Below are 22115 nucleotides of genomic sequence, written 5' to 3'. Positions count from 1 at the left end.
ATGCCGGGCATGATCACCCATTTCCTCGCAGCGTTGGCCGTCGCGCTCCCGGGGTCCTCCCTCGCCGACGATGTGCAGATCGACAACGTTCTCAGCCATCTGCGGGCTTTCCAGGCGATCTCCGACACGTATGGCGGTACCAGGGCGGCGGGGACTCCCGGTTACGACGCCTCGGCCGATTATGTCGCCGCGCGGCTGCGTGAGGCGGGATACACGGTCGAGCGGCAGGTGTTCCGTTTCGATCATTACAGAGAACTGTTCCCCGGGCGGCTGCTGGTGGACGGAAAGGACGTCGGCACGGTCGCGACGCTGACCTACTCGGCGGACGGCGATGTGACGGGGCACCCGCGGAAGGTGGGCGCGGGCTGCATGAACACCGATTTCACCGACTTCAGGTCGGGCGGGATCGCGGTGGTCGACAGGGGTGGTTGCACGTTCGCCGCCAAGGCCGCCAACGCCACGGCGGCGGGCGCCGGCGCGCTCGTCGTGGTCAATCCGGGCGGCTCGTTCGCCGGCAGCGCGGGCGTTCCCCAGCGCATCCCCGTGGTCGGCGTCGACGCCACGACGGGGGCGGCGGTGGCGCAGGCTCATGAGGTGAGGGTCGCGACCAGCACCGAGAGCTCGCGGTACACCACGAGCAACCTGATCGCCCAGACCCCGACGGGTTCGACCGACGACGTGGTGATGGTCGGCGCCCACCTCGACTCGGTGCAGGACGGCCCCGGCATCAACGACAACGGCTCGGGCAGCGCGGCCCTGCTGGAGATCGCGCTGAGGATGGCCGCCTACCATCCCGACAGGGCGGTGCGTTTCGCCTGGTGGGGCGCCGAGGAGCTGGGTCTGGTCGGGTCGAGGCACTACGTCGGGTCCCTCACGCCTGAGGAGCGCGCGAAGATCAGGATGTACCTGAACTTCGACATGATCGCCTCGCCGAACTACACGTACGGGATCTACGACGGCGACGACTCCGACCGGGACGGCGCGGGGCCCGGGCCACAGGGGTCGGCCGAGATCGAGCAGGAGTTCGTGCGGTTCTTCGCCGGGCGCGGCCTGCCGTACGTGGGGGCGGACTTCTCGGGACGCTCCGACTACGGGCCGTTCGTCGAGGCGGGGATCCCGGCGGGCGGGCTGTTCACCGGCGCCGAGGAGAAGAAGTCGAGGCGCGACGCGAAGCTCTTCGGCGGTACGGCAGGCGCCCCCCTGGACCCCTGCTACCACCAGGCCTGCGACACCCTGGAGAACATCGACGCGGTGGCGCTGGACGTATCGGCCGACGCGATAGCGACGGTGATAACCACGTTCGCCCGGCCCAGATAACAAAACGCCTCGGGGCCTTTCCGATAAAGGGTCGCCAATATACCTTTCCGAACATGCGCTTAGCCGTCAGGGACAATCATTTTCATTCTCCGAGGAGAGCACTCGTGCGTTCCCGCCTGGGCAAGGGCCTGCTGGCCGCCGTTCTCGTCGCGCCGTTGACGTTCGCCGGCACCGCTCACGCGGACTCGCCGAGCAATGCGGTCCGCAAGCTGGTGAGAGCGGTCAAGGGCGAGAATGTCAAGCGTCATCTGAAAGTGCTTGATCTCATCGGAAAGGCCAATGGCAATACCCGCGTAGACGGCACCCGCGGTTACAACCTTTCGCGTGATTACGTGGCCTCGGTGCTGCGGCTCGCGGGCTACAAGGTGACGATCCAGCCGTTCGAGTTCGACTTCGAGGGCTACAAGACGCCGCCCGTCCTGCAGCGCACCAGCCCCGAGCCGAAGTCGTTCGCCCACGTCACGGAGTTCAACGAGGTGGGCGCCAGCGCCACGGGCGCGGTGACGGCGCAGGTGCAGCCGGTCGACGTGGTGCTGCCGCCGCCCGCGACGCCCGGCTCCACCTCGGGCTGCGAGGCGGCCGACTTCGCGGGCTTCACCAGGGGCAACATCGCGCTCATCCAGCGCGGCACCTGCGGCTTCGCGGACAAGGTGGCCAACGCGGTCGCCGCGGGCGCCTCCGCTGTGATCATCTTCAACGAGGGACAGCCCGGCCGTACGACCGCACGGGTCAACCCGGCCATCGGGGAGAACGTTCCAGTGCCGGTCTTCTTCACCAGCTTCGGCGTCGGCAACGAGCTGGCGTCCAAGCCCGGCACCACGGTGAAGGTGTCGTTCGACAAGCTGGCCGAGAAGCGGACCACCTACAACGTGCTCGCCGAGTCCCGGTGGGGCGACGACGACAACGTCGTGATGGCGGGCGCGCACCTCGACTCGGTCCAGCCGGGTCCCGGCATCAACGACAACGGCTCGGGCACCGGCGGCGTGCTGGAAGTGGCGTTGCAGATGGCCAAACACAAGACGGCCAACAAGGTCCGCTTCGGCTTCTGGGGCGGCGAGGAGTTCGGCCTGCTCGGCTCCAACCACTACGTCGCGAACCTGACCGAGCAGGAGAAGGCGAAGATCGCCCTCTACCTCAACTTCGACATGATCGCCTCGCCGAACTACACCTACGAGGTGTACGACGGTGACGGCGACGTGTTCGGCACCCCTGGACCGGCCGGCTCGGCACAGATCGAAAAGGACTTCCAGGCCTTCTACACCTCGCGTGGCCTGCAGTACAAGGCGAGCGAGTTCGACGGCAGGTCGGACTACAAGGCCTTCATCGACGCGGGCATCCCGGGCGGCGGCCTGTTCACCGGCGCCGAGAAGGTCAAGACCGAGGAAGAGGCCAAGATCTGGGGCGGCACCGCGGGGATCGAGTACGACCCCTGCTACCACGCCCCCTGCGACACGATCAAGAACATCGACGACACCGCGCTCGACGTCAACTCCGACGCGATCGCCACGCTGATGGGCACCTACGCCTTCAGCACGGACGCCGTCAACGGCGTGCGTGCGGCCGGGCCGCGTAAGAGCGGCGCCGCGCGACTGAGCGTCGACGGCCACAGCCACGACAAGGTGGAGCTGAGCTAGACCTCACCGGCAGCCCGCGGACCAGTCCGCGGGCCGCCGCTCGCGTGCTCTCGGGGGACCAACCGCTATCGAGGAGTCTCATGAGTCATCGCCGAACGAAGGGCCTGCTCAGCGCCGCGCTGGCCACGGCCGTCCTCATCGCACCTCTGGCAGTCGCGGGTACGGCGCACGCCGACCCGAACAACAACTCGGTCCGCAAGCTCGTCAAGGCCGTCAACGGCAAGAACGTCAAGAACCACCTCAGGGTGCTGGACCTCATCGGGAAGGCCAACGGCGGCACCCGCGTGGACGGCACGCGGGGCTTCGAGTTATCGCGTGACTACGTGGCCACACTGCTGCGGCTGGCCGGGTACCAGGTCTCGACTCAGAAGTTCACGTTCGAGAACGAGGAGTTCAAGACCAAGCCGGTCTTCGAGCGCAAGTCGCCCAACCCCAAGGTGTACGCGCTGGGCCTGGACTGGGTGCCGTCGGGTCACACCGCGGAGGGCAGCTTCTCGGCCAAGATCCAGCCCGTCGACGTGATGATCCCGCCGGGGCCGACGCCGAACTCCTCCAGCTCCGGCTGCGAGGCGGCCGACTTCGCCGGGTTCACCGCGGGCAACTTCGCGCTCATCCAGCGCGGCACCTGCAGCTTCGCGGTGAAGGTCGCCAACGCCAAGGCCGCGGGCGCCACCGGCGTCGTGCTGTTCAACGAGGGGCAGGAGGGCCGTACGGAGGCCGACGTCAATCCCGACCTGGGCGGACCGCAGGACATCCCGGTGCTGTTCACCAGCTTCTGGGAGGGCAGGGACCTGGCGGCCACGCCGGGCGCGGAGGTCGGGTTCACGTTCTCGTGGGAGACGGAGATCAAGACCTACGAGTCCTACAACGTGCTGGCCGAGTCGCGGCACGGCCGTGCGGACAACGTCGTGATGGTCGGCGGTCACCTCGACTCGGTCGAGGACGGCCCTGGCATCAACGACAACGGCTCGGGCGTCGGCGCGATCCTGGAGGTGGCACTCCAGATGGCCAAGTCGAAACCGGAGAACAAGGTGCGGTTCGCCTTCTGGGGCGGTGAGGAGTTCGGCCTGCTCGGGGCCGAGCACTACGTGGCGAACCTGACCGAGCAGGAGAAGGCGGACATCGCCCTCTACCTCAACTTCGACATGATCGCTTCGCCGAACTTCGTCTACCACATCTACGACGGCGACAACTCCGACGGCGTGGGCTCCGGTCCTGGTCCCGAGGGATCGGCGCAGATCGAGAAGTACTTCGAGCAGTTCTACGCCTCGCGCAACCTGGCCTACAAGGGCACCGACTTCGACGGCCGCTCCGACTACGGGCCGTTCATCGCGGTCGGCATCCCGGCGGGCGGCCTGTTCACCGGGGCGGAGAAGCGCAAGACGCCCGACGAGGTGACCAAGTGGGGCGGTACGGCCGGCGAGCGCTACGACCGGTGCTACCACCAGGCCTGCGACACCATCAAGAACATCAACGACACGGCGCTCGACGTCAACGCCGACGCCATCGCCACGCTCGTGGGCACCTACGCCTTCGACTCCTCGACGATCAACGGGCCGCACGCCCCCGGCATCGCCACCAGGGCCAAGACCTCGCACAGCGATGAGGTGCCCAAGGCGCTGAGCTGACGCTCGCAGGCGCGGCGTCCCCGCGTGGGACGCTGCGCCTACACTCGAATCCATGTCGGGTGAACTGCGAGTTTTGGGGGCATGTCCACTTGACTGCCCCGACACGTGCTCATGGGTGGTGACCGTCAAGGACGGCGAGGCCGTGAAGATGCGCGGCAACCCCGACCAGCCGTACACGCGGGGCGCCCTGTGCGTGAAGGTCAACCGCTACCTCGAGCACACCAGGGCCGACGACAGGATCCTGCATCCGCTGCGCCGTACGGGGCCGAAGGGCTCGGGCCAGTTCGAGCGGATCACCTGGGACGAGGCGCTCGACGAGATCGCCACCAAACTCCGGGCGATCGTGGACGAGCACGGCGGCGACGCGGTCTGGCCCTATCTCGGCACGGGGTCGCTGGGCTACCTGCAGGGCAGCGAGGGCGTGGCGGGGCGCAGGTTCTGGAACGTGCTCGGCGCGTCCAAGCACGTGCTCAACATCTGCTCGGTCGCCGGCAGCCTGGGCCTGTCGCGCACCCAGGGCACGGCGGGCGGCATGGACCCGGAGGACTTCGCCCGGTCCAAGCTGATCATCCTGTGGGGCACGAACACGCTGACCACTGGCCACCACCTGTGGAAGTTCATCCAGGACGGCCGCGCCGGCGGCGCCTACGTCGTGGCGATCGACCCGATCCGCACCAGGACGGCCGACCAGGCCGACGAGCACCTGGCGATCAGGCCCGGCACGGACGCCGCGCTGGCGCTGGGGCTGCTCAACGTGGTGCTGTCGGAGAACGCCCAGGACGAGGAGTACCTGGCCCAGCACACGGAGGGCTGGGAGGACTTCAGGGCCGAGATCATGGACTGGCCCGTCGAGCGGGCCGCCGAGGTCACCGGGATCCCGTCCGAGGCCGTCCACAGCCTGGGGATGAGGCTGGCGCACACCCGCCCCACGGCGATCCGCGCCACGATGGGCATCCAGCGGCACGAGGGCGGCGGCACCGCCATGCGGACGATCGCCTCCATCCCCGGTGTCACCGGCGACTGGCGCCACCCGGGCGGCGGCGTCGCCTACTCCACCAGCGACCACGTCCACCTGAACATCGACCGCCGCAACGATCTGCTGGCCCGGCCGGTCAAGACCAGGTTCATGACCCGGCTGGCCTCCGAGCTCGACGACGTGAAGTGCCTGTGGGTCTACATGGCCAACCCGATGGGCTCCACCTCCGACAGCAACAGGATCAGGCGTCAGTTGCTGAGAGAGGACCTGTTCACCGTCGTCATGGAGCAGTTCCCCACCGACACGGTCGACTACGCCGACATCGTGCTGCCGGCCACCATGCAGACCGAGCACATGGACCTGCACGCCGGATACGGCCACATGTACCTGATGTGGAACGAGCCCGCCGTCGCGCCCGCGGGCGAGGCCCTGTCCACCACGGAGACCTTCCGGCGTCTGGCCGCCCACATGGGCATGACCGAGCCCTCGCTGTACGACTCCGATCTGGAGCTGGCCGCGGAGCTGCTGTCCAGCGGCCATCCCTCCCTCGACGGCGTCACGCTCGACCGGCTGCGCAAGGAGGGGTGGGTACGGATGAGCTACCCCTCGCCGTTCAAGCCGTTCGCCGACGGGTTCCCCACCCCGTCGGGGAGGCTGCGCTTCCCCCGGCGCGGCAAGGCCTTCGTGCCCTCCCTGTCCTCCCGTACGGCGGGCGACAGGCTGACGCTGATCACGCCCGCCTCGCACACCTTCCTCAACACGACGTTCGGCAACAACCCCGAGCTGCTGCGCAGGGCCAAGGACCCCGTGATCCTGGTGAACCCCGCCGACGCGCAGGCCAGGGGCCTGTCCACTGGCCAGCGCGTCAGGGTGGTCAACCACAACGGCTACTTCCTCGCCGACGTGGAGGTCAGCGACCGCGTGGCCAAGGGCGTCGTGGCCAGCCCCAAGGGCAGATGGCCCAAGCACACCATCGGCGGATCGAACCCCAACGCCGTGGTGGACGAGCGCGACGCCGACATGGGCAAGGGCGCCGTCTACCACGACAACCTAGTCGAGCTCGAGCTTGAACCCCTCGTGTGACTGGGTGTAGCCGATGGAGCGGTAGAAGCGGTGGGCGTCCTCGCGCCTCTTGTCGGAGGTGAGCTGCACCATCGCGCACCCCCTGGCCCTGCCCTTGGCGTGCGCCCACTCCATCATCTTGCGGCCCCACCCCTGCCCTCGCAGGTGGCCGGCGACCCGCACCGCCTCGACCTGGAGGCGGGTGGCGCCGCGCCGGGAGATGCCGGGGATGTAGGTGAGCTGCATGGTGCCCACCACCTCGCCCTTCAGCTCCGCGACGATCAGCTCGTTGTTGGGGTCGGCGTCGATGGCCTCGAAGGCGGCCCTGTGCTCGTCGCCGTACTGTCCCGTCCTGGCCGCGGCGATCGCGTCGTCGAGGATGAGCGCCACTACGGCGGGCACGTCGGCGGCGCGTGCCGTACGGAAGACCAGGGAGTGCACGTAGTGCGACTCCATCAGGCCGGGGTTGGACGGCAGCGCCATGACCCTGCCGCTGGGCAGGAAGCCCTTACGGGCGTAGAGCGCGCGGGCGGCGGCGTTCGCGTCGACGGCCCACAGGCCGATCTCCTCGGCCTCACGGGCGCGGGCCCACGCGACGACCTCGTCGACCAGCCGCCCTGCCAGACCCGCGCCCCTGGCCTCCGGGGCGACCCACATCGACAGCAGGTGCACGTGGCCGGGGTGCTCCTCGAGGCCGCACACCAGCCCGGCGTCCTGGCCGTCGCCCACCGCCACGAACCAGACGGAGTCAGGGTTGGACAGGCGCTCGACCCATTTCTCCTGCGGGTAGGCGGCGTCCTTGTCGTAGGTGGATCCGAAGGCGTCGGGGGCGTCGGCCAGGGCGCGCAGCCTGAGGGCGCGCAGCCGGTCCGCGTCGTCGTCGCCAAGCCGCTCAAGAGTGAATTCCTGCATGCCCGCATCATGGCAGCCGGCCTCGGGGGACTCTCAGGGTGATTCCCCGATGTGGACAAGGGGTGCCGAAAGGCACTCTGGATACATGAACGAGCTCTCTCGACGCGAAGAACTGTCGTTGTCGGGCGCCGCGCTCCGTGGCGCCCCTTGGAAGGCCGCCGCCGTGGGCGGCGGTGCGGTGGCCGCCGTGAGCTTCGGCTTGGGCGCCATCACGGGGTCGGCCGACCTGTCGTGGGCTCTGGGCCTCGGCATCAGCCTGTTCGCCCTGATCGCGGCCATCGGCGCGGTCGCCAAGCCGGAGGAGGGTGACAGGGTCACCAGGCAGGCGCGCAACTGGTCGCTGCGGCATCCGTGGAAGTTCGCGCTCCTGCCCGCGGGCATCACCGCGGTGCTGAGCTACCCCGTCCAGCTCGTGCTCGACGGCGAGGGCATCTTCGGCGCCGCGTGGGACTCCCTGTGGAGCGGCGCGCTGGTGTACCTCATCGCGGGCATTCTGACGCTCACCATGAAGGGCAGGGCACGCTAGCCGCTCTCGGCGACGCGCTTCAACCCTTCGAGAGAGCGGCGCATGTTGGCGGCGTTGTGGGCGGCCCGATCGGCGACGTTGGTCGCGAGCCGCCCCACGACCAGCATGAACCTCCCCCTGGTGTCCCAGGTCTTCTGCTCCACGACGCAGCCCGTCTCGCCGGGGGTGATGTCGAACCGCCAGACGGCGATGTCGAGCATCCCGCCGGCGCGGACGTGGTAGGCGAAGGAGCGGCCAGGCTCGGCCGCGGTCACCGTGCAGACGGTCGACCAGCGGCGGGACCCGTTGCGGTTGCTGCCGCGGAACCTCGCGCCGCGCCGAGCCGAGCGCACCTCGCCGATCCAGCGGGCGCGCTCGCACTCGGCGTTCCATGCGCCCATGCCCTCCAGATCGGTCACCAGCTCGTAGACCCTCTCGGGCGGGGCGTCGATCTCGATGGACGCTGAGGCGCTGGGCTCACTCACGAGGACATTGTGTCCTTCTCCGCCTGCGAGCGACAGACGCAGAACTCGTTTCCCTCGGGGTCGTGCATGGTGACCCAGCCGGTGCCGTCAGGGTTGCGGTGGTCCTCGTGGACCTTCGCCCCGAGGCCGAGCAGACGCTCGACCTCCTGGTCGCGGGTCCTTCCCTCGGTGCCGTTGACGTCGAGGTGGACCCTGTTCTTGACGGTCTTGCCCTCGGGCACCTGGATGAACAGCAGGAACGGATCCTGGTGGGTACGGATGGCGACCTCGGTGTCTCCGGGCTCGCACTCCCCCCACAGCGGCAGGCCGGTGGCGTTGCTCCACCAGGTGGCCAGCTCGTACGGGTCCGCCGCGTCGATGGTGACGGCGTGGATCTCAATCATGCGCCCACCCAATCGCCACATTCGTGAACGCGTCAAACCACGCTAGTGGCCCGCCCCCGCCAGGTTGAGGCCGACGACTCCGATGAGGATGAACGCGATCGAGCCCAGCTTGACGGCGGAGACGTCGTCGCCCATGAGCAGCATGCCGAGCGTGGCCGTGCCGACGGCGCCGATGCCCGTCCACACCGCGTAGGCGGTGCCGACCTCGAGGCTCTTGAGCGCGAACGCGAGCGCGCCGAAGCTGAGGACGGCGAAGACGAGGAAGCTCACCGCCCACCAGACCTGGGAGAAGCCGTCGCTCATCTTGAGCGAGTAGGCCATCGCGACCTCGAGCAGGCCGGCGGCGACGAGAATGACCCAAGCCATGTGCACTCCTTTGTCGTAGGGGTGCGTCGTCTTGGCTGTCCGGGTACGGCGCGTCTCGTCCGGGAGCGGGTCGCTCACTCACTCCAACCGCTCAGGCGTCGTTCTGATTCCACCAGAGCGTGACCCACCGGTCGCGGGGCACCGGCCACATGCCCATCTCCATGGCCGTCGCGGCCACCTCGGGCGCCCGTGCGGGATCGAGGCAGGCTCGGTGGCAGACGCTGGCGGCCAGCTCCTCGATCGTGGCGAAACGCTCGATGGGCGCCTCCCGCTCCTCCACCCGCACGTCGAAGCCGAGCGCGGCGGCCAGGGCCACCGCGTCCTCGGCGATCGGCCTGACCGGGCGCCGCACACCGTGGAAGTGCTCCCACAGCGGGCTCATCCAGCTCATGGGATGGCGGTGCGGCAGCTCGATGACGACTCTGCGGGTGGCGTGGGAGTCGAGGGCGCGCAGGAAGGCGGCCAGATCGGGCACGTTGTAGACCACGTGCGCGGCCACCACGACGTCTGCCTTGCCCGCCTTCGCCTCGGCCTGCGGCCAGCTGCCCTCGATCGTCGTCGCGTGGACGCCCGCCTTGTCGGCGCGCACGGTGAACTCGGCGAGCATCGCGGCCGAGGTGTCCACGGCGACCAGCTCGCCGAGCCTGCCGGCCAGCGGGAGGGAGGCGGCCCCCGTCCCCGATCCCACGTCGAGCAGCGTCCCACCCTCCGGCAGCGCCTCGGCCACCCTTGCCAGGGTCGGTCCTTCGGGTTCGGCCACCGCACGGTCGGTCCTGGCCGCGAAACGGGCGGGCGAGTGCCCCCACGGGTCCACGGGCGCCTTCGCCAGGATCTCCGGCGGGATGGCCCACGACTCCAGGTTCTGCCGCCACCGTTCGTTCAACGCCTCGGCATTCATGTGTCGAGGGTAAGTGCTTAGCAGAGGTTACCCGCGGGTAGCATTCAGAGTAAGGTTACTCGCCAGTACTAACGCCCCCGGTTCTAGGAGAGAGCAGCCATGGGCCACTACAAGAGCAACGTGCGGGATCTGGAGTTCAACCTCTTCGAGGTCTTCGGTCGCCGCGACATCCTCGGTAACGGCCCGTTCTCGGAAGTGGACGAGGACGTCGCCCGCAGCATCCTGGACGAGGTCAACAGGCTCGCCACGGGTGTGCTGGCCGACTCCTTCGAGGAGGGTGACCGCACGCCGCCGGTCTTCGACCCCGCCACCTCGACGGTGACCGTACCCGATGGTGTGAAGAAGTCCTTCAAGGCCCTCGTCGAGGGCGGCTGGGCGCACCTCGACCTGCCGGCCGAGCTCGGCGGGCCCGGCATCCCCCGGACGCTGGCCTGGTCCACCGCCGAGATGGTGCTCGGCGCCAACCCCGCCCTCTACATGTACGCCGCGGGCCCCAACTTCGCCTACACGCTGTGGAAGCTCGGCACCCCCGACCAGAAGCGGTTCGCCGAGCTGGCGATCGAGAACAACTGGGGCGCCACCATGGTGCTGACCGAGCCCGACGCGGGCTCCGACGTCGGCGCGGGGCGCGCCCGCGCGATCCAGCAGCCCGACGGCACCTGGCACCTCGAGGGCGTCAAGCGTTTCATCACCAGCGCCGAACACGACATGGCCGACAACATCTTCCACCTGGTGCTGGCCAGGCCCGAGGGCGCGGGCGCGGGCACCAAGGGCCTGTCGATGTTCCTGGTTCCGAAGTACCACGTGAACCTGGACGACGGCGCGCTCGGCGAGCGCAACGGCGTCTACGTCACCAACGTCGAGAAGAAGATGGGCCTCAAGGTCTCCACGACCTGCGAGCTGACCTTCGGCGACAAGCACCCGGCCATCGGCACCCTCGTCGGCGACGTGCACGAGGGCATCAAGCAGATGTTCATGGTGATCGAGCACGCCAGGATGATGGTCGGCACCAAGGCCATCGCCACCCTGTCCACCGGCTACCTGAACGCGCTGGAGTACGCCAAGTCCCGCGTCCAGGGTGCGGACCTGATCAAGATGGCCGACAAGTCCGCGCCGCGGGTGACCATCACGCACCACCCCGACGTGCGGCGCGAGCTGATGCTGCAGAAGTCGTACGCCGAGGGCATGCGGGCCCTGGTCCTCTACACGGCCACCTTCCAGGACGAGCTCCTGATCAACCCGGGTGACAAGCACGCCGAGGCGATGAACGACCTGCTGCTCCCGGTGGTCAAGGGAGTGGGCTCCGAGCGCTCCTACGAGCTCCTCTCGCGCTCGCTGCAGACGCTGGGCGGCTCCGGATACCTGCAGGACTACCCGATCGAGCAGTACATCCGCGACGCGAAGATCGACTCCCTGTACGAGGGGACGACCGCGATCCAGGGCCTCGACCTGTTCTTCCGCAAGATCCTGCGCAACCAGGGCGCGGCGGTGGGCTCGCTGCTGACCGAGATCAACGCCTTCGCCGCCTCCGAGGCGGGCAACGGCAGGCTCAAGCAGGAGCGCAAGCTGCTCGCCCAGGCCGCCGCCGAGGTCAAGGCCATGGGCGACACGATGGCGGGCTGGGCGCTCGGCTCGCTGGAGTCGCCGCGCGAGATCTACAAGGTCGGGCTCAACAGCACGCGCTTCCTGCTGGCGCTGGGTGACCTGATCATCGGCTGGCTGCTGCTGCGCCAGGCGGAGGTCGCGCTGACCAGGCTCGCCGAGGGCGAGGACGCCTTCTACCAGGGCAAGGTGGCCGGCGCGTCGTTCTTCGCGACGACCGTGCTGCCGCGCATCGCGGCCGAGCTGGCGGTGCTGGAGAGCACCGGCCTCGACCTGATGGACCTGCCCGAAGAGGCGTTCTAGACCACCTGCTCCCGCGGCAGGTCCGGAAGACCGTCCACCCGTCCTGGTGGGCGGTCTTCCGTCTGCATGTCGCGGGGCGCACGACGGCCATGGCCGCGGGACGCGCCGCGGGATAGCGTCGCGGGCATGTCACCACGTGTCGAAGAGGTCTCCGACGGCGTCTACGCCTACATCCAGCCCGACGGGAGCTGGTGGATCAACAACACCGGGTTCATGGCCGGGCGCAGGGGCGTCATCTCCGTCGACGCCTGCTCCACCGAGCGCCGTACCCGCGCCTACCGCGACGCGATCGCCAAGATCTCCGACCGGCCGATCACCACACTCGTCAACACCCACCATCACGGCGACCACACCTTCGGCAACCACCTGTTCCCCGAGGCGACGATCGTGGCGCACGAGCGGACCCGCGAGCAGATCATCGCCGACGGGGTGCCCACCTACCTGGGCGCCTGGTCACCGGACGTCGAGTGGGGCACGCTCGACCCGGTGCCGCCGTTCCTCACCTACACCGACGGCGTCACCCTCTACTCCGACGACCTGCGCTGCGAGGTCAGGCACGTCGGGTTCGCCGCGCACACCACCAACGACTCCTACGTGTGGATCCCCTCGCGCAAGGTGCTCTTCTCGGGCGACCTGGTGTTCAACGGCGGCACGCCGTTCGTGCTGATGGGCTCGGTGGCCGGCGCGCTGTCGGCGCTCGACCAACTGGAGGAGCTCGGCGCGGAGACGATCGTCCCGGGGCACGGTGACGTGTGCGGCCCCTCGGCGATCTCCACGGTGCGCGGATACCTGCGGTTCGTCCAGGAGACAGCGGAGGCGGGGATGGCGGCGGGCCTGTCGCCGCTGGAGCTGGCCAGGCAGACCGATCTCGGCGAGTACGGCACGCTCACCGACAGCGAGCGCGTCGTGGGCAACCTGCACAGGGCCTACGCCGACGCGACGGGCGGCGAGGTGGACCTGGCCGCCGCCGTCCTCGACATGATCACCTTCAACGGCGGCCGGCCACTGACGTGTCACGCCTGAGGGTGTGATCTTCATCAGGAGGGTATGACCGTGTCCGTACGCGGTCTTTACCCTCCGGAGGTCGTCATGGGTGTCGGGGTCAGCATCTTCTTCCTCACGCTCGGCGCCATCCTCCGGTTCGCCATCGAACCCGACGTCTTCGGCAGTGCCGTCCACATGGACAGAATCGGCGTCATCTTCATGATCGTCGGTGGTGCGGGCATCGTGCTGAGCGTCGTCCTGGCCCCACGGCGCGGGCGCACCTCCGAGGACAGGCTGATGCACAGGGAGAACAACCCGCCCGAAGTCTGAAAATCTCGGGAAGGACCGCTCGACAACCTCATCGGCCGCCACCGGCGCGCCGAGGTGCGCAGGTACCGCGCCATGGCCAGGACGGGCTGCTCGGGACGCAGCCGGCTCACCCCCGAAGGCTTGCCGTGGAGCGCCGAGACCGCCAGGAGGACGGGCCGGACCGACGTGCGGCCCGTGCCGCCTCCCGGATGCGTCCGCTGTACGGCCAGGCCCTAGAGCTCGAACTGGATGGCGGCGCGGCCCGCCTTGATCGGGACGATGTGCTCGTTGATGACGGCGTGGTGCTGCGGGTGGTCGCGGTAGACCTCGTAGTCGGCGACCGAGTCGAACTCGGCGACGATGGCGAAGTCGGAGTTGCCCGCGGCGGCCAGGCCGAGGTCGCTGCCGAGGTCGTAGCGGCGCAGCTCGGGGATCGCGGCAGGCAGGGCGGCCAGGCCCTTCTCGACGGCGGCCTTCTGCTCGTCGGTGGCGTCGTCGGTCCAGGTCAGCAGCACAATGTGACGGATCATGCCATCAGCCTAGTAGCGGGGCGGGCGCCGGTCTCCGGCGCCCGCCCCCTGCCGGCTGACGGTGTCAGCTCCAGGCGAGCATGCGGAGCGGATCCTCCAGCATCGCGCCGACGTCGCGCAGGAACAGCGAGCCGAGCTCCCCGTCGACGATGCGGTGGTCGAACGACAGGGCGAGCGTGGTCACCTTCCTGACGGCCAGCTGCCCTTCCACCACCCACGGCGCGTCCTTGACCTGCCCGAAGGCGAGGATGGCGGACTCACCGGGGTTGAGGATCGGGGTGCCGGTGTCGACGCCGAACACGCCCACGTTGGTGATCGTGATCGTGCCGCCCGCCATCTCCGCCGGTTGGGTACGGCCCGCCCTGGCCGTCTCCGCCAGCTCGCCCAGCGCCCGCGCCAGCTCCGGCAGGTCGAGCGCGTGGGCGGACTTGACGTTGGGCACGACCAGGCCGCGCGGGGTGGCGGCGGCGATGCCGAGGTTCACGTAGTGCTTGACCACGATCTCCTGGGCGGCCTCGTCCCACGTGGAGTTGATCATCGGGTGGCGGCGGGCGGCCACCAGGACGGCCTTGGCCACCAGGAGCAGCGGCGAGACCCTGACCTCGGCGAAGTCCGGCAGCTGCTTGAGCCGCTGGACGGCCGCCATCGTCTCGGTGACGTCCACCTGCAGGAACTCGGTGACGTGTGGAGCGGTGAACGCGCTGGCCACCATCGCCTGCGCGGTCATCTTCCGCACGCCCTTGACGGGGATGCGTTCCTCCAGGTCTTGGGCGGCGAGCGCGGCCCGCTGCCGTGCGGGCTCCGCCGCCTGGCGCGCGGGCTCCTGGGCGGCGGTGTGGACGTCGTCACGGGTGATGGAGCCCTGCGGGCCCGTGCCCCGCAGGGTGGCCAGGTCCACGCCCAGGTCCTTGGCCAGCTTGCGGACCGGCGGCTTGGCGAGCACGCTCACTCTGCCGGGCGCCGGCGCCTGCTGGACCGGCGCCACCGTCTGCTGAACCGGCGCCACCGCCGGCTGGGCCGGTGCCGGTGCCTGCTGGGCCGGCTCGGGCGGCGCCTGGGTGGTGCCGGCTTCGGAAGGGGTGGCCTTGCGGGGGCGGCGTTTGGCCGCGCCGGTCTTGACGCCGTAGCCGACCAGGACGGGCGTGCGCTCCTCCTTGGGCGCGGGGCTGCCGTGCGCGCCCGGCTCGACGGCTCCCTCCGCGGGCGGGCGCGGCACCAGGTCCTCGGCCAGCGCCGCGGTCCTTTCGGCCGACTCCTCGTGCGGGCCGACCGGCTCGGCCGTGCCTGTGGAAGGGGCGGCTGCGGCCGTACCGGCGGCAGGGGCCTCGCCGGTGTCGACCGCGATGATCGGCACACCGACGTCGACCGTCTGCCCCTCCTCCGCCAGCAGGTCGGCGACGACGCCCGCCCACGGGGACGGCAGTTCGACGATCGACTTGGCGGTCTCGATCTCGACGACGATCTGGTTGACCTTGACGGTGTCGCCGGGCTTGACGTGCCAGCGGACGATCTCGGCCTCGGTCAGGCCCTCCCCTACGTCGGGGAGCTTGAATTCACGACGCATTCGAGGTCCCCCTCTCAGTAGGTGAAGGTGCGGTCGACGGCATCGAGGACCCTGTCCAGATCGGGCAGGTAGTGCTCCTCCAGCTTCGACGGCGGGTAGGGGGTCGAGAAGCCGCCGACACGCAGCACCGGCGACTCCAGGTGGTAGAAGCACGACTCGGTGATCCTGGCCGCGAGCTCCGCCCCGAAGCCGTTGTAGACGGGCGCCTCGTGGACGACCACGACCCTGCCCGTCTTGCGGGCCGAGTCCATGACCGCGGGGAAGTCCAGCGGGTTGAGCGAGCGCAGGTCGACGACCTCGATCGAGCGGCCCTCCTCCTGGGCCGCCGCGGCCGCCTCCAGGCACGTCTTGACCATGGGGCCGTAGGCGAGCAGCGTGACGTCGCTGCCCTGCCGTACCACGGAGGCCCGGTCGAAGGGCGTCCACCAGTCGGTGGTGGTGGTGTCGACGTCGGCCTTCTCCCAGTAGCGGCGCTTGGGCTCGAAGAAGATCACCGGGTCGTCGCTCTGGACGGCCTGCTGGATCATCGCGTACGCGTCGGCGGGGTTGCTGCAGGCGACAACGCGCAGGCCGCCGGTGTGGGTGAAGTACGCCTCGGGCGACTCGCTGTGATGCTCGACCGCGCCGATACCGCCTCCGCACGGGATGCGGACCACGACGGGCAGCTTGATGGCGCCGAGCGAGCGCAGCGGCATCTTGGCGAGCTGCGTGATGATCTGGTCGGCGGCGGGGAACACGAAGCCGTCGAACTGGATCTCGCAGACCGGCCGGTAGCCGCGCAGGGCCAGGCCGATCGCGGTGCCGATGATGCCCGACTCGGCCAGCGGCGTGTCGATGACGCGGTCCTCGCCGAAGTCCTTCTGCAGGCCGTCGGTGACGCGGAAGACGCCGCCGAGCTTGCCGACGTCCTCGCCCATGATGAGGACCTTCGGGTCGTCCTCCATGGCCCTGCGCAGGCCCTCGTTGATCGCCTTGGAGAGGGTCAGCATGGTCATGACTCGAAGCCCTCCAGGTAGGCGGCGTACTGGGCGCGCTCCTCGTCGATCAGCGCGTGGGACGACCTGTAGACGTGGTCGAAGATGTCGAGCGGCTTGGGGTCGGGCATCTCCAGGCAGCGTCTGCGCAGGTCGGCGCCCAGGTCCTCGGCCTCGGCCTCGATGGAGTCGATGAACTCCTGGTCGGCCAGCTCGTTCTTGAACAGGTACGCCTTCAGGCGCTCGATCGGGTCCTTCAGCTTCCACGCCTCCAGCTCGCTCGCCACCCGGTAGCGGGTCGGGTCGTCGGTGGTGGTGTGGGCGCCCATCCGGTAGGTGAACGCCTCGATCATCGTCGGCCCCTGGCCGGTCCTCGCGGCCTCCAGCGCCTTCCTGGTGACGGCCAGGCAGGCGAAGACGTCGTTGCCGTCCACGCGGACGCCGGGGAAGCCGAAGCCGGACGCCCTCCGGTACAGCGGGATGCGCGTCTGCTTCTCCAGCGGCTCGGAGATGGCCCACTGGTTGTTCTGGCAGAAGAAGACGATGGGGGCGTTGAACACGCTGGCCCAGATGAACGACTCGTTGACGTCGCCCTGGGAGGTGGCGCCGTCGCCGAAGTAGGCGATCGTGGCGGCGTTGGCGCCGTCGCGCTGGATGCCCATGGCGTAGCCGACCGCGTGGAGGGTCTGGCTGCCGATGACGATCGTGTAGAGGTGGAAGTTGTGCTCGGCGGGGTCCCAACCGCCGTGGTTCACGCCTCTGAACAGGCCCAGCAGCTTCACCGGGTCCACGTCGCGACACCAGGCGACGCCGTGCTCACGGTAGGTGGGGAAGGCCATGTCGGCGTCGGTGAGCGCCCGGCCCGAGCCGATCTGCGCGGCCTCCTGGCCGAGCAGCGAGGCCCAGATGCCCAGCTCTCCCTGGCGCTGCAGTGCGACGGCCTCCAGGTCGACGCGGCGGACGAGCACCAGGTCGCGGTAGAGGGATCTCACCTCGTCGGGCGTCAGGTCGATGTCGTAGTCGGGGTGCTCGACCCTCTCCCCTTCGGGGGTGAGCAACTGGACGAGCTCTGGAGGTGCTTCTGCACCACGAGAGGCGTCGACGGTCACGTGCCACTCCTGTGCGGTCGGGGCCGGTTCGCTGGGATTGCCATGCTTTTCCCGGCCTTTCCGGCGTACGGGCCATCTGGTGGTGGTTCGTACGCGTTTGGGGACATCGTGGCAGAGGTCACAGCCCTACGCGCAAGCCCCATGCCCTCCCCGTTCCCGATGGATCGCCTGCGAACCTTCCCGTTTCGAGGGGCGGAACCCCTCCGTCCGGGCGAGGTTCACCTTCCCAACGGAATGGTCAAGCCGGGATCTTCTCAGTGGTATCCCTCCGGTATACCCGGGTGTACGGCGGGACGGCGCTTTCCGGTGGGCCGTCCCCCTGAACGGCGAGCACGAACATGAGGCGTGTACGGGGATCCTCGGGTTCCAGGGTTTCAGGGGATGCAGGGCGCGACGCCCACGCCGGCTCAAGCGAGCCCCCTCCGGGAACGCCGGGCACGTGACCGAGCCCTGGCGGGCGGGTGGTGGGGTCGGGGCCTGTTCATCACGGGCAGGGCACTAGGCTGAACGCCGCAACCCGAACTTCACCTTCAGGAGGAGCGCCGTGGCGCGCGTCATCGTCGACGTCATGCTCAAGCCGGAAATCCTCGACCCGCAGGGGCAGGCCATCGCCCGCGCACTGCCGCGCCTGGGCTTCTCCGGCGTCTCCGAGGTTCGTCAGGGCAAGCGGTTCGAGCTCGAGCTCGCGGGCGAGGCCGACGAGGCCGCCCTTGCGGACGTCCGAAAGATGGCCGAGACTCTCCTCGCCAACACGGTGATCGAGGAGTACACCGTGAGGGTCGAGGGGTAGAACAGCACATTTGACACAGGGAAATCCCTATCACGGCTTAAAGCCGGGTTTCGCCATGCCACAATCCCACGGGCTTACCAACACTAAATAACAACAACGTGATTTTGCGGTTAGCCCTGATTTCACGGGGAAACCTCCTCCAGGTGAGATTCTGGAACCCGGAGGGGTCCGGTGGATATTGAGTTCTCGTTGGCGCTGCCCCGGGATGCGATCGGCATACCGATGGTCAGGCGAGTGCTAGGTGACGCGATGCGCTCACTCAGCGTGAGCGAGAGCTGCATCTCCGACATGCTGCTCGCGGTGTCTGAGGCCTGCTCCAACGCGGTGCGCCACGGCGGTCCCGCCAACAGGTACGAAGTGAGCGCGTCGATCGGCTACGGCCGCTGCGACGTGAAGGTGGCCGACGCGGGCGGCGGCCTGCCGTCGATGCCGCTGCACTACCCGCCGCCCGAGACGGAGAACGGGCGCGGCCTGCTCATCATGCGCTCGGTCGTCGACGAGATCTCCTTCGGCGTCACGCCGGGCCGGGGCACCACCGTCCACCTGCGCAAGCACCTGGCGTGGGACGACGAGGAAGGCGCCCGCCCCCGCGAGCTGGCCGCGGTCTGAGATCCCGGCCCCGGACGCTCAGCCTCCCCGAGCTGGACGCACGACTCCCGTAGCGGGACGCTCGGCCTCCCTGAGCTGGACGCACGGCTCCCCCAGCGGGACGCTCGCAGGGGCGCGAGAGGGCACCGGGCGGCAGCCGATACCCTGGAGGAACCGCCGCAGACCGCCGTCCACACAATGAGACGGTGGCGTGGCGTGCGCATTCCTCCGGAGGGGACGAAAGTCATGAGCGCTGCCCGTGTGGGCGTTGTCACGTTTCCAGGAACTCTCGACGACCAGGACGCAGCCCGTGCCGTACGGCTGGCGGGCGCGGAGGCGGTGCCGCTCTGGCACGGCGACCACGATCTGAAGGGGGTCGACGCGGTCTTCCTGCCCGGCGGCTTCTCCTACGGCGACTACCTGCGATGCGGCGCGATCTCCCGCTTCGCCCCGCTGATGGAGCAGCTCATCCCCGCGGCCCGCGGCGGACTGCCGGTCCTCGGAACCTGCAACGGCTTCCAGATCCTGTGCGAGGCGCACCTGCTGCCCGGCGCGCTGACCCGCAACGCCTCCCTGCACTACATCTGCCGCGACCAGCGCATCAAGGTCGAGTCCGCCTCGACGGCGTGGACCGCCGACTTCGCGGCGGGCCAGGAACTGATGCTGCCGATCAAGCACGGTGAGGGGCGCTACGTCGCCTCGGCCGAGACGCTCCAGGAGCTGGAGTCCAACGGCCAGGTGGTCTTCCGCTACCTCGGCGGCAACCCGAACGGCTCGCTCAACGACATCGCGGGCATCTCGAACGAGGCGGGCAACATCGTCGGCCTCATGCCGCACCCCGAGCACGCGGTCGAGGACCTGGTCGGCGCGCCGAGCACCGACGGCCTCGGCTTCTTCACCTCCATTCTCAAGAAGCTGGTGAACGCATGAACCTCGACACCGTGAAGCGGGCCGCCGACACGCCCGACGAGGCGATGCCGTTCGCCGAGCTGGGAATGAAGCAGGACGAGTACGACAGGGTCCGGGGGATCCTCGGCCGCCGTCCCACCTCCTCCGAGCTGGCCATCTACTCGGTCATGTGGTCCGAGCACTGCTCGTACAAGTCGTCCAAGGTGCACCTGCGGCAGTTCGCCACCAAGGCTCCCAAGTCCGAGGCGCTGCTGGTCGGCATGGGCGAGAACGCGGGCGTCGTCGACATCGGTGACGGCTGGGCCGCCACGTTCAAGATCGAGTCGCACAACCACCCGTCGTACGTCGAACCGCACCAGGGCGCGGCCACCGGCGTCGGCGGCATCGTGCGCGACATCATGTCGATGGGCGCGCGCCCGATCGCGGTCATGGACGCGCTGCGCTTCGGCGGCGCCGACCAGGCCGACACCCGGCGCGTCCTGCCCGGTGTCGTCGAGGGCATCTCGTCGTACGGCAACTGCCTCGGCCTGCCCAACATCGGCGGCGAGGTCGTCTTCGACCCCTGCTACATCGGCAACCCGCTGGTCAACGCGCTTTGCGTGGGACTGCTGCGCAAGGACCAGATCAAGCTGGCCACCGCGCCGGGCCCCGGCAACAAGGTCGTGCTCTTCGGCGCCTCGACGGGCCCCGACGGCATCGGCGGCGCTTCCGTGCTGGCCTCGGCGACGTTCGAGGACGAGTCCGAGGCGAAGCGGCCCGCCGTACAGGTGGGCGACCCCTTCATGGAGAAGTTGCTCATCGAGTGCTGCCTGGAGCTCTACGCCGCCGACGTGGTCGTCGGCATCCAGGACCTCGGCGCGGCGGGTGTCTCCTGCGCCACCACCGAACTGGCCGCCAAGGGCACCGGCGGCATGCACGTCGACCTCAACCTGGTCCCGCTCCGCGACTCCTCGCTCAGGCCCGAGGAGATCCTGATGAGCGAGTCGCAGGAGCGGATGATGGCCGTGGTGGCCCCGTCCGACATCCCGGCGTTCATGGCGATCTGCGAGAAGTGGGACGTGCCCGCCGTCGTGATCGGCGAGGTCACCGACACCGGCAGGCTCGTGATGACCTGGGACGGCTCGGTCATCGTCGACATCCCGCCGGGCACCGCCGCCGACGAGGGGCCCGTCTACGAGCGCCCCTTCCAGGAGCCCGCCGGCCAGGCCGCGCTGAACGAGGTCGTCGAGCTGCCGCGGCCCGAGGATCTGCGGGCCACGCTGCTCCAGTTGCTCGGCTCGCCCAACCTCGCCTCCAAGGAGTGGGTGACCTCCCAGTACGACAGGTACGTCCGTTCCAACACGGTGCTGGCCCAGCCGGCCGACGCCGGCATGCTGCGCATCTCGGAGGTCATGGAGGGCGCGACGCCGACGACCCGTGGCATCGCGCTCGCGACCGACGGCAACGGGCGTTACGCCAAGCTCGACCCCTACGCGGGTGCCCAGCTCGCGCTGGCCGAGGCGTACAGGAACGTCGCGGTGACGGGCGCGCGGCCGCTCGCCGTCACCAACTGCCTCAACTTCGGCTCGCCCGAGGACCCCGAGGTCATGTGGCAGTTCGCCGAGGCCACCCGGGGGCTCGCCGACGCCTGCAGGGCCCTCGGCGTCCCGGTGACCGGCGGCAACGTGTCCTTCTATAACCAGACGGGGGCGGCGGCCATCCACCCGACGCCCGTCGTCGGCGTGCTCGGCGTCATCGACGACGTCGCCAAGCGGGTGCGTTCCGGGTTCACGGAGGCGGGGCTGCGGGTCGCGCTGCTCGGCGAGACCGGCGACGAGTTCGGCGGTTCGGAATGGGCGCACGTCGCCCACTCCCACCTCGGCGGCCTGCCGCCGGAGGCCGACCTGGAGGCCGAGCGGGGCCTGGCCTCCGTCATGGTCGAGGCGGCCGCCAAGGGCCTGGTGGCCGGCTCGCACGACCTGTCCGACGGCGGCCTGGCGATCGCGCTGGCCGAGGCGTGCATGGTCAACGGGATCGGGGCGAAGGTCGCGCTGTCCGGCGACCCGTTCGTCGACCTGTTCAGCGAGTCGTCGGCCAGGGCGCTGGTCGCGGTGAAGGCCGAGCACTTCGAGGAGTTCGCGGCGCTGTGCGCGTCGTTCGAGGTGCCCTGCTACGGGCTCGGCGAGACCGGCGGTGACGCGCTGGTGGTGGAGGGCGTCTTCGAGGTGCCCGTCGCCGAGCTGCGCGAGGTCCACACGGGCACGCTGCCCGCGCTGTTCGGCTGAGGTCCCACCCGCAGGGGCCGGTA

At 69.4% G+C, this 22115-nt stretch carries 21 protein-coding genes and 1 riboswitch; of the genes, 12 read left to right on the top strand and 9 right to left on the bottom strand.

The window, feature by feature from the left end:
* The first annotated feature begins 9 nt into the window (after positions 1–9).
* The 4 genes from AC3EO4_RS53470 to AC3EO4_RS53455 all read left to right on the top strand — a co-directional run bounded on the left by AC3EO4_RS53470 (position 10) and on the right by AC3EO4_RS53455 (position 6638).
* Positions 10–1317: a M28 family metallopeptidase gene (locus tag AC3EO4_RS53470; RefSeq protein ID WP_431904170.1), complete on the top strand. Its 1308-nt coding sequence runs from the start codon at positions 10–12 to the stop codon at positions 1315–1317.
* Between the two features lie 104 nt (positions 1318–1421).
* Entirely contained in the window at positions 1422–2951 is a 1530-nt protein-coding gene (locus AC3EO4_RS53465; protein ID WP_431904167.1) for a M28 family metallopeptidase, read from the top strand.
* 80 nt (positions 2952–3031) lie between these two features.
* A complete protein-coding gene (locus AC3EO4_RS53460; protein WP_431904166.1) occupies positions 3032–4579 on the top strand; it encodes a M28 family metallopeptidase in 1548 nt (515 codons plus the stop codon).
* A gap of 52 nt (positions 4580–4631) precedes the next feature.
* Positions 4632–6638 carry a molybdopterin-containing oxidoreductase family protein gene (locus AC3EO4_RS53455; protein WP_431904164.1) on the top strand — a complete coding sequence of 669 codons (2007 nt, stop codon included), beginning with the start codon at positions 4632–4634 and terminating at the stop codon, positions 6636–6638.
* On the opposite strand, the gene AC3EO4_RS53450 is transcribed toward AC3EO4_RS53455, so the two are convergent.
* Positions 6606–7529: a GNAT family N-acetyltransferase gene (locus AC3EO4_RS53450; protein WP_431904163.1), complete on the bottom strand. Its 924-nt coding sequence runs from the start codon at positions 7527–7529 to the stop codon at positions 6606–6608. The genes AC3EO4_RS53455 and AC3EO4_RS53450 overlap by 33 nt on opposite strands.
* A gap of 85 nt (positions 7530–7614) precedes the next feature.
* Between AC3EO4_RS53450 and AC3EO4_RS53445 the strand changes: the two genes are divergently transcribed.
* Positions 7615–8055, top strand: coding sequence for a hypothetical protein (locus AC3EO4_RS53445; RefSeq protein ID WP_431904161.1), 441 nt, complete (start codon positions 7615–7617; stop codon positions 8053–8055).
* On the opposite strand, the gene AC3EO4_RS53440 is transcribed toward AC3EO4_RS53445, so the two are convergent.
* From AC3EO4_RS53440 to AC3EO4_RS53425, 4 genes are all read right to left on the bottom strand, one after another.
* Complete coding sequence (locus AC3EO4_RS53440) at positions 8052–8519, bottom strand: SRPBCC family protein (RefSeq protein WP_431904159.1); 468 nt, start codon at positions 8517–8519, stop codon at positions 8052–8054. The genes AC3EO4_RS53445 and AC3EO4_RS53440 overlap by 4 nt on opposite strands.
* Positions 8516–8902, bottom strand: coding sequence for a VOC family protein (locus AC3EO4_RS53435; protein ID WP_379572235.1), 387 nt, complete (start codon positions 8900–8902; stop codon positions 8516–8518). The genes AC3EO4_RS53440 and AC3EO4_RS53435 overlap by 4 nt, the downstream gene beginning before the upstream one ends.
* A gap of 42 nt (positions 8903–8944) precedes the next feature.
* Positions 8945–9268, bottom strand: a complete 324-nt coding sequence (locus tag AC3EO4_RS53430; protein WP_379572233.1) for a DMT family transporter — start codon at positions 9266–9268, stop codon at positions 8945–8947.
* Between the two features lie 20 nt (positions 9269–9288).
* Positions 9289–9349: riboswitch (guanidine-III (ykkC-III) riboswitch) on the bottom strand.
* 10 nt (positions 9350–9359) lie between these two features.
* The gene (locus AC3EO4_RS53425; RefSeq protein ID WP_431904156.1) at positions 9360–10166 is read right to left on the bottom strand and encodes a class I SAM-dependent methyltransferase; all 807 of its coding nucleotides are present in this window, start codon (positions 10164–10166) and stop codon (positions 9360–9362) included.
* Between the two features lie 99 nt (positions 10167–10265).
* On the opposite strand from AC3EO4_RS53425, the gene AC3EO4_RS53420 reads away from it, so the two are divergent.
* The 3 genes from AC3EO4_RS53420 to AC3EO4_RS53410 all read left to right on the top strand — a co-directional run bounded on the left by AC3EO4_RS53420 (position 10266) and on the right by AC3EO4_RS53410 (position 13385).
* Positions 10266–12071: an acyl-CoA dehydrogenase gene (locus AC3EO4_RS53420; protein ID WP_431904154.1), complete on the top strand. Its 1806-nt coding sequence runs from the start codon at positions 10266–10268 to the stop codon at positions 12069–12071.
* 126 nt (positions 12072–12197) lie between these two features.
* Positions 12198–13094: an MBL fold metallo-hydrolase gene (locus AC3EO4_RS53415; RefSeq protein WP_379572227.1), complete on the top strand. Its 897-nt coding sequence runs from the start codon at positions 12198–12200 to the stop codon at positions 13092–13094.
* 66 nt (positions 13095–13160) lie between these two features.
* A complete protein-coding gene (locus AC3EO4_RS53410) occupies positions 13161–13385 on the top strand; it encodes a DUF6458 family protein (protein ID WP_379572225.1) in 225 nt (74 codons plus the stop codon).
* Between the two features lie 212 nt (positions 13386–13597).
* Here the strand turns inward: AC3EO4_RS53410 and AC3EO4_RS53405 are convergent, their stop codons facing one another.
* The 4 genes from AC3EO4_RS53405 to pdhA all read right to left on the bottom strand — a co-directional run bounded on the left by AC3EO4_RS53405 (position 13598) and on the right by pdhA (position 17541).
* On the bottom strand, positions 13598–13894 hold the full coding sequence (locus AC3EO4_RS53405; protein WP_358145141.1) for a Dabb family protein: 297 nt from the start codon (positions 13892–13894) through the stop codon (positions 13598–13600).
* A 64-nt stretch (positions 13895–13958) separates the two neighbouring features.
* Positions 13959–15458: a dihydrolipoamide acetyltransferase family protein gene (locus AC3EO4_RS53400; protein WP_431904149.1), complete on the bottom strand. Its 1500-nt coding sequence runs from the start codon at positions 15456–15458 to the stop codon at positions 13959–13961.
* Between the two features lie 14 nt (positions 15459–15472).
* On the bottom strand, positions 15473–16453 hold the full coding sequence (locus tag AC3EO4_RS53395) for an alpha-ketoacid dehydrogenase subunit beta (protein ID WP_431904147.1): 981 nt from the start codon (positions 16451–16453) through the stop codon (positions 15473–15475).
* Entirely contained in the window at positions 16450–17541 is a 1092-nt protein-coding gene (gene pdhA, locus AC3EO4_RS53390) for a pyruvate dehydrogenase (acetyl-transferring) E1 component subunit alpha (protein WP_379572217.1), read from the bottom strand. Before pdhA ends, AC3EO4_RS53395 begins: the two co-directional genes overlap by 4 nt.
* A 544-nt stretch (positions 17542–18085) precedes the next feature.
* Here pdhA and purS point away from each other — a divergent pair.
* From purS to purL, 4 genes are all read left to right on the top strand, one after another.
* Entirely contained in the window at positions 18086–18331 is a 246-nt protein-coding gene (gene purS / locus AC3EO4_RS53385) for a phosphoribosylformylglycinamidine synthase subunit PurS (protein ID WP_379572216.1), read from the top strand.
* Positions 18332–18553: 222 nt separating this feature from the next.
* Positions 18554–18940: an ATP-binding protein gene (locus AC3EO4_RS53380; protein ID WP_358145192.1), complete on the top strand. Its 387-nt coding sequence runs from the start codon at positions 18554–18556 to the stop codon at positions 18938–18940.
* Between the two features lie 225 nt (positions 18941–19165).
* Positions 19166–19849, top strand: a complete 684-nt coding sequence (gene purQ / locus AC3EO4_RS53375) for a phosphoribosylformylglycinamidine synthase subunit PurQ (protein WP_379572213.1) — start codon at positions 19166–19168, stop codon at positions 19847–19849.
* Positions 19846–22092: a phosphoribosylformylglycinamidine synthase subunit PurL gene (gene purL, locus AC3EO4_RS53370; protein ID WP_379572211.1), complete on the top strand. Its 2247-nt coding sequence runs from the start codon at positions 19846–19848 to the stop codon at positions 22090–22092. Before purQ ends, purL begins: the two co-directional genes overlap by 4 nt.
* The last annotated feature ends 23 nt before the right edge of the window (positions 22093–22115 follow it).

This window comes from Nonomuraea sp. bgisy101, from assembly GCF_057708945.1.
This window is presented reverse-complemented; position numbering and strand designations above follow the sequence as displayed.

What these genes read in the sequence shown, in the direction of transcription:
- AC3EO4_RS53470 (WP_431904170.1), top strand. Translation starts at nt 10, where the DNA reads ATGATCACCCATTTCCTCGCAGCGTTGGCCGTCGCGCTCCCGGGGTCC.
- AC3EO4_RS53460 (WP_431904166.1), top strand. Translation starts at nt 3,032, where the DNA reads ATGAGTCATCGCCGAACGAAGGGCCTGCTCAGCGCCGCGCTGGCCACG.
- AC3EO4_RS53455 (WP_431904164.1), top strand. Translation starts at nt 4,632, where the DNA reads ATGTCGGGTGAACTGCGAGTTTTGGGGGCATGTCCACTTGACTGCCCC.
- AC3EO4_RS53450 (WP_431904163.1), bottom strand. Translation starts at nt 7,529, where the DNA reads ATGCAGGAATTCACTCTTGAGCGGCTTGGCGACGACGACGCGGACCGG.
- AC3EO4_RS53445 (WP_431904161.1), top strand. Translation starts at nt 7,615, where the DNA reads ATGAACGAGCTCTCTCGACGCGAAGAACTGTCGTTGTCGGGCGCCGCG.
- AC3EO4_RS53435 (WP_379572235.1), bottom strand. Translation starts at nt 8,902, where the DNA reads ATGATTGAGATCCACGCCGTCACCATCGACGCGGCGGACCCGTACGAG.
- AC3EO4_RS53430 (WP_379572233.1), bottom strand. Translation starts at nt 9,268, where the DNA reads ATGGCTTGGGTCATTCTCGTCGCCGCCGGCCTGCTCGAGGTCGCGATG.
- AC3EO4_RS53425 (WP_431904156.1), bottom strand. Translation starts at nt 10,166, where the DNA reads ATGAATGCCGAGGCGTTGAACGAACGGTGGCGGCAGAACCTGGAGTCG.
- AC3EO4_RS53420 (WP_431904154.1), top strand. Translation starts at nt 10,266, where the DNA reads ATGGGCCACTACAAGAGCAACGTGCGGGATCTGGAGTTCAACCTCTTC.
- AC3EO4_RS53415 (WP_379572227.1), top strand. Translation starts at nt 12,198, where the DNA reads ATGTCACCACGTGTCGAAGAGGTCTCCGACGGCGTCTACGCCTACATC.
- AC3EO4_RS53410 (WP_379572225.1), top strand. Translation starts at nt 13,161, where the DNA reads ATGGGTGTCGGGGTCAGCATCTTCTTCCTCACGCTCGGCGCCATCCTC.
- AC3EO4_RS53405 (WP_358145141.1), bottom strand. Translation starts at nt 13,894, where the DNA reads ATGATCCGTCACATTGTGCTGCTGACCTGGACCGACGACGCCACCGAC.
- AC3EO4_RS53400 (WP_431904149.1), bottom strand. Translation starts at nt 15,458, where the DNA reads ATGCGTCGTGAATTCAAGCTCCCCGACGTAGGGGAGGGCCTGACCGAG.
- AC3EO4_RS53395 (WP_431904147.1), bottom strand. Translation starts at nt 16,453, where the DNA reads ATGACCATGCTGACCCTCTCCAAGGCGATCAACGAGGGCCTGCGCAGG.
- AC3EO4_RS53380 (WP_358145192.1), top strand. Translation starts at nt 18,554, where the DNA reads ATGGTCAGGCGAGTGCTAGGTGACGCGATGCGCTCACTCAGCGTGAGC.
- purQ (WP_379572213.1), top strand. Translation starts at nt 19,166, where the DNA reads ATGAGCGCTGCCCGTGTGGGCGTTGTCACGTTTCCAGGAACTCTCGAC.
- purL (WP_379572211.1), top strand. Translation starts at nt 19,846, where the DNA reads ATGAACCTCGACACCGTGAAGCGGGCCGCCGACACGCCCGACGAGGCG.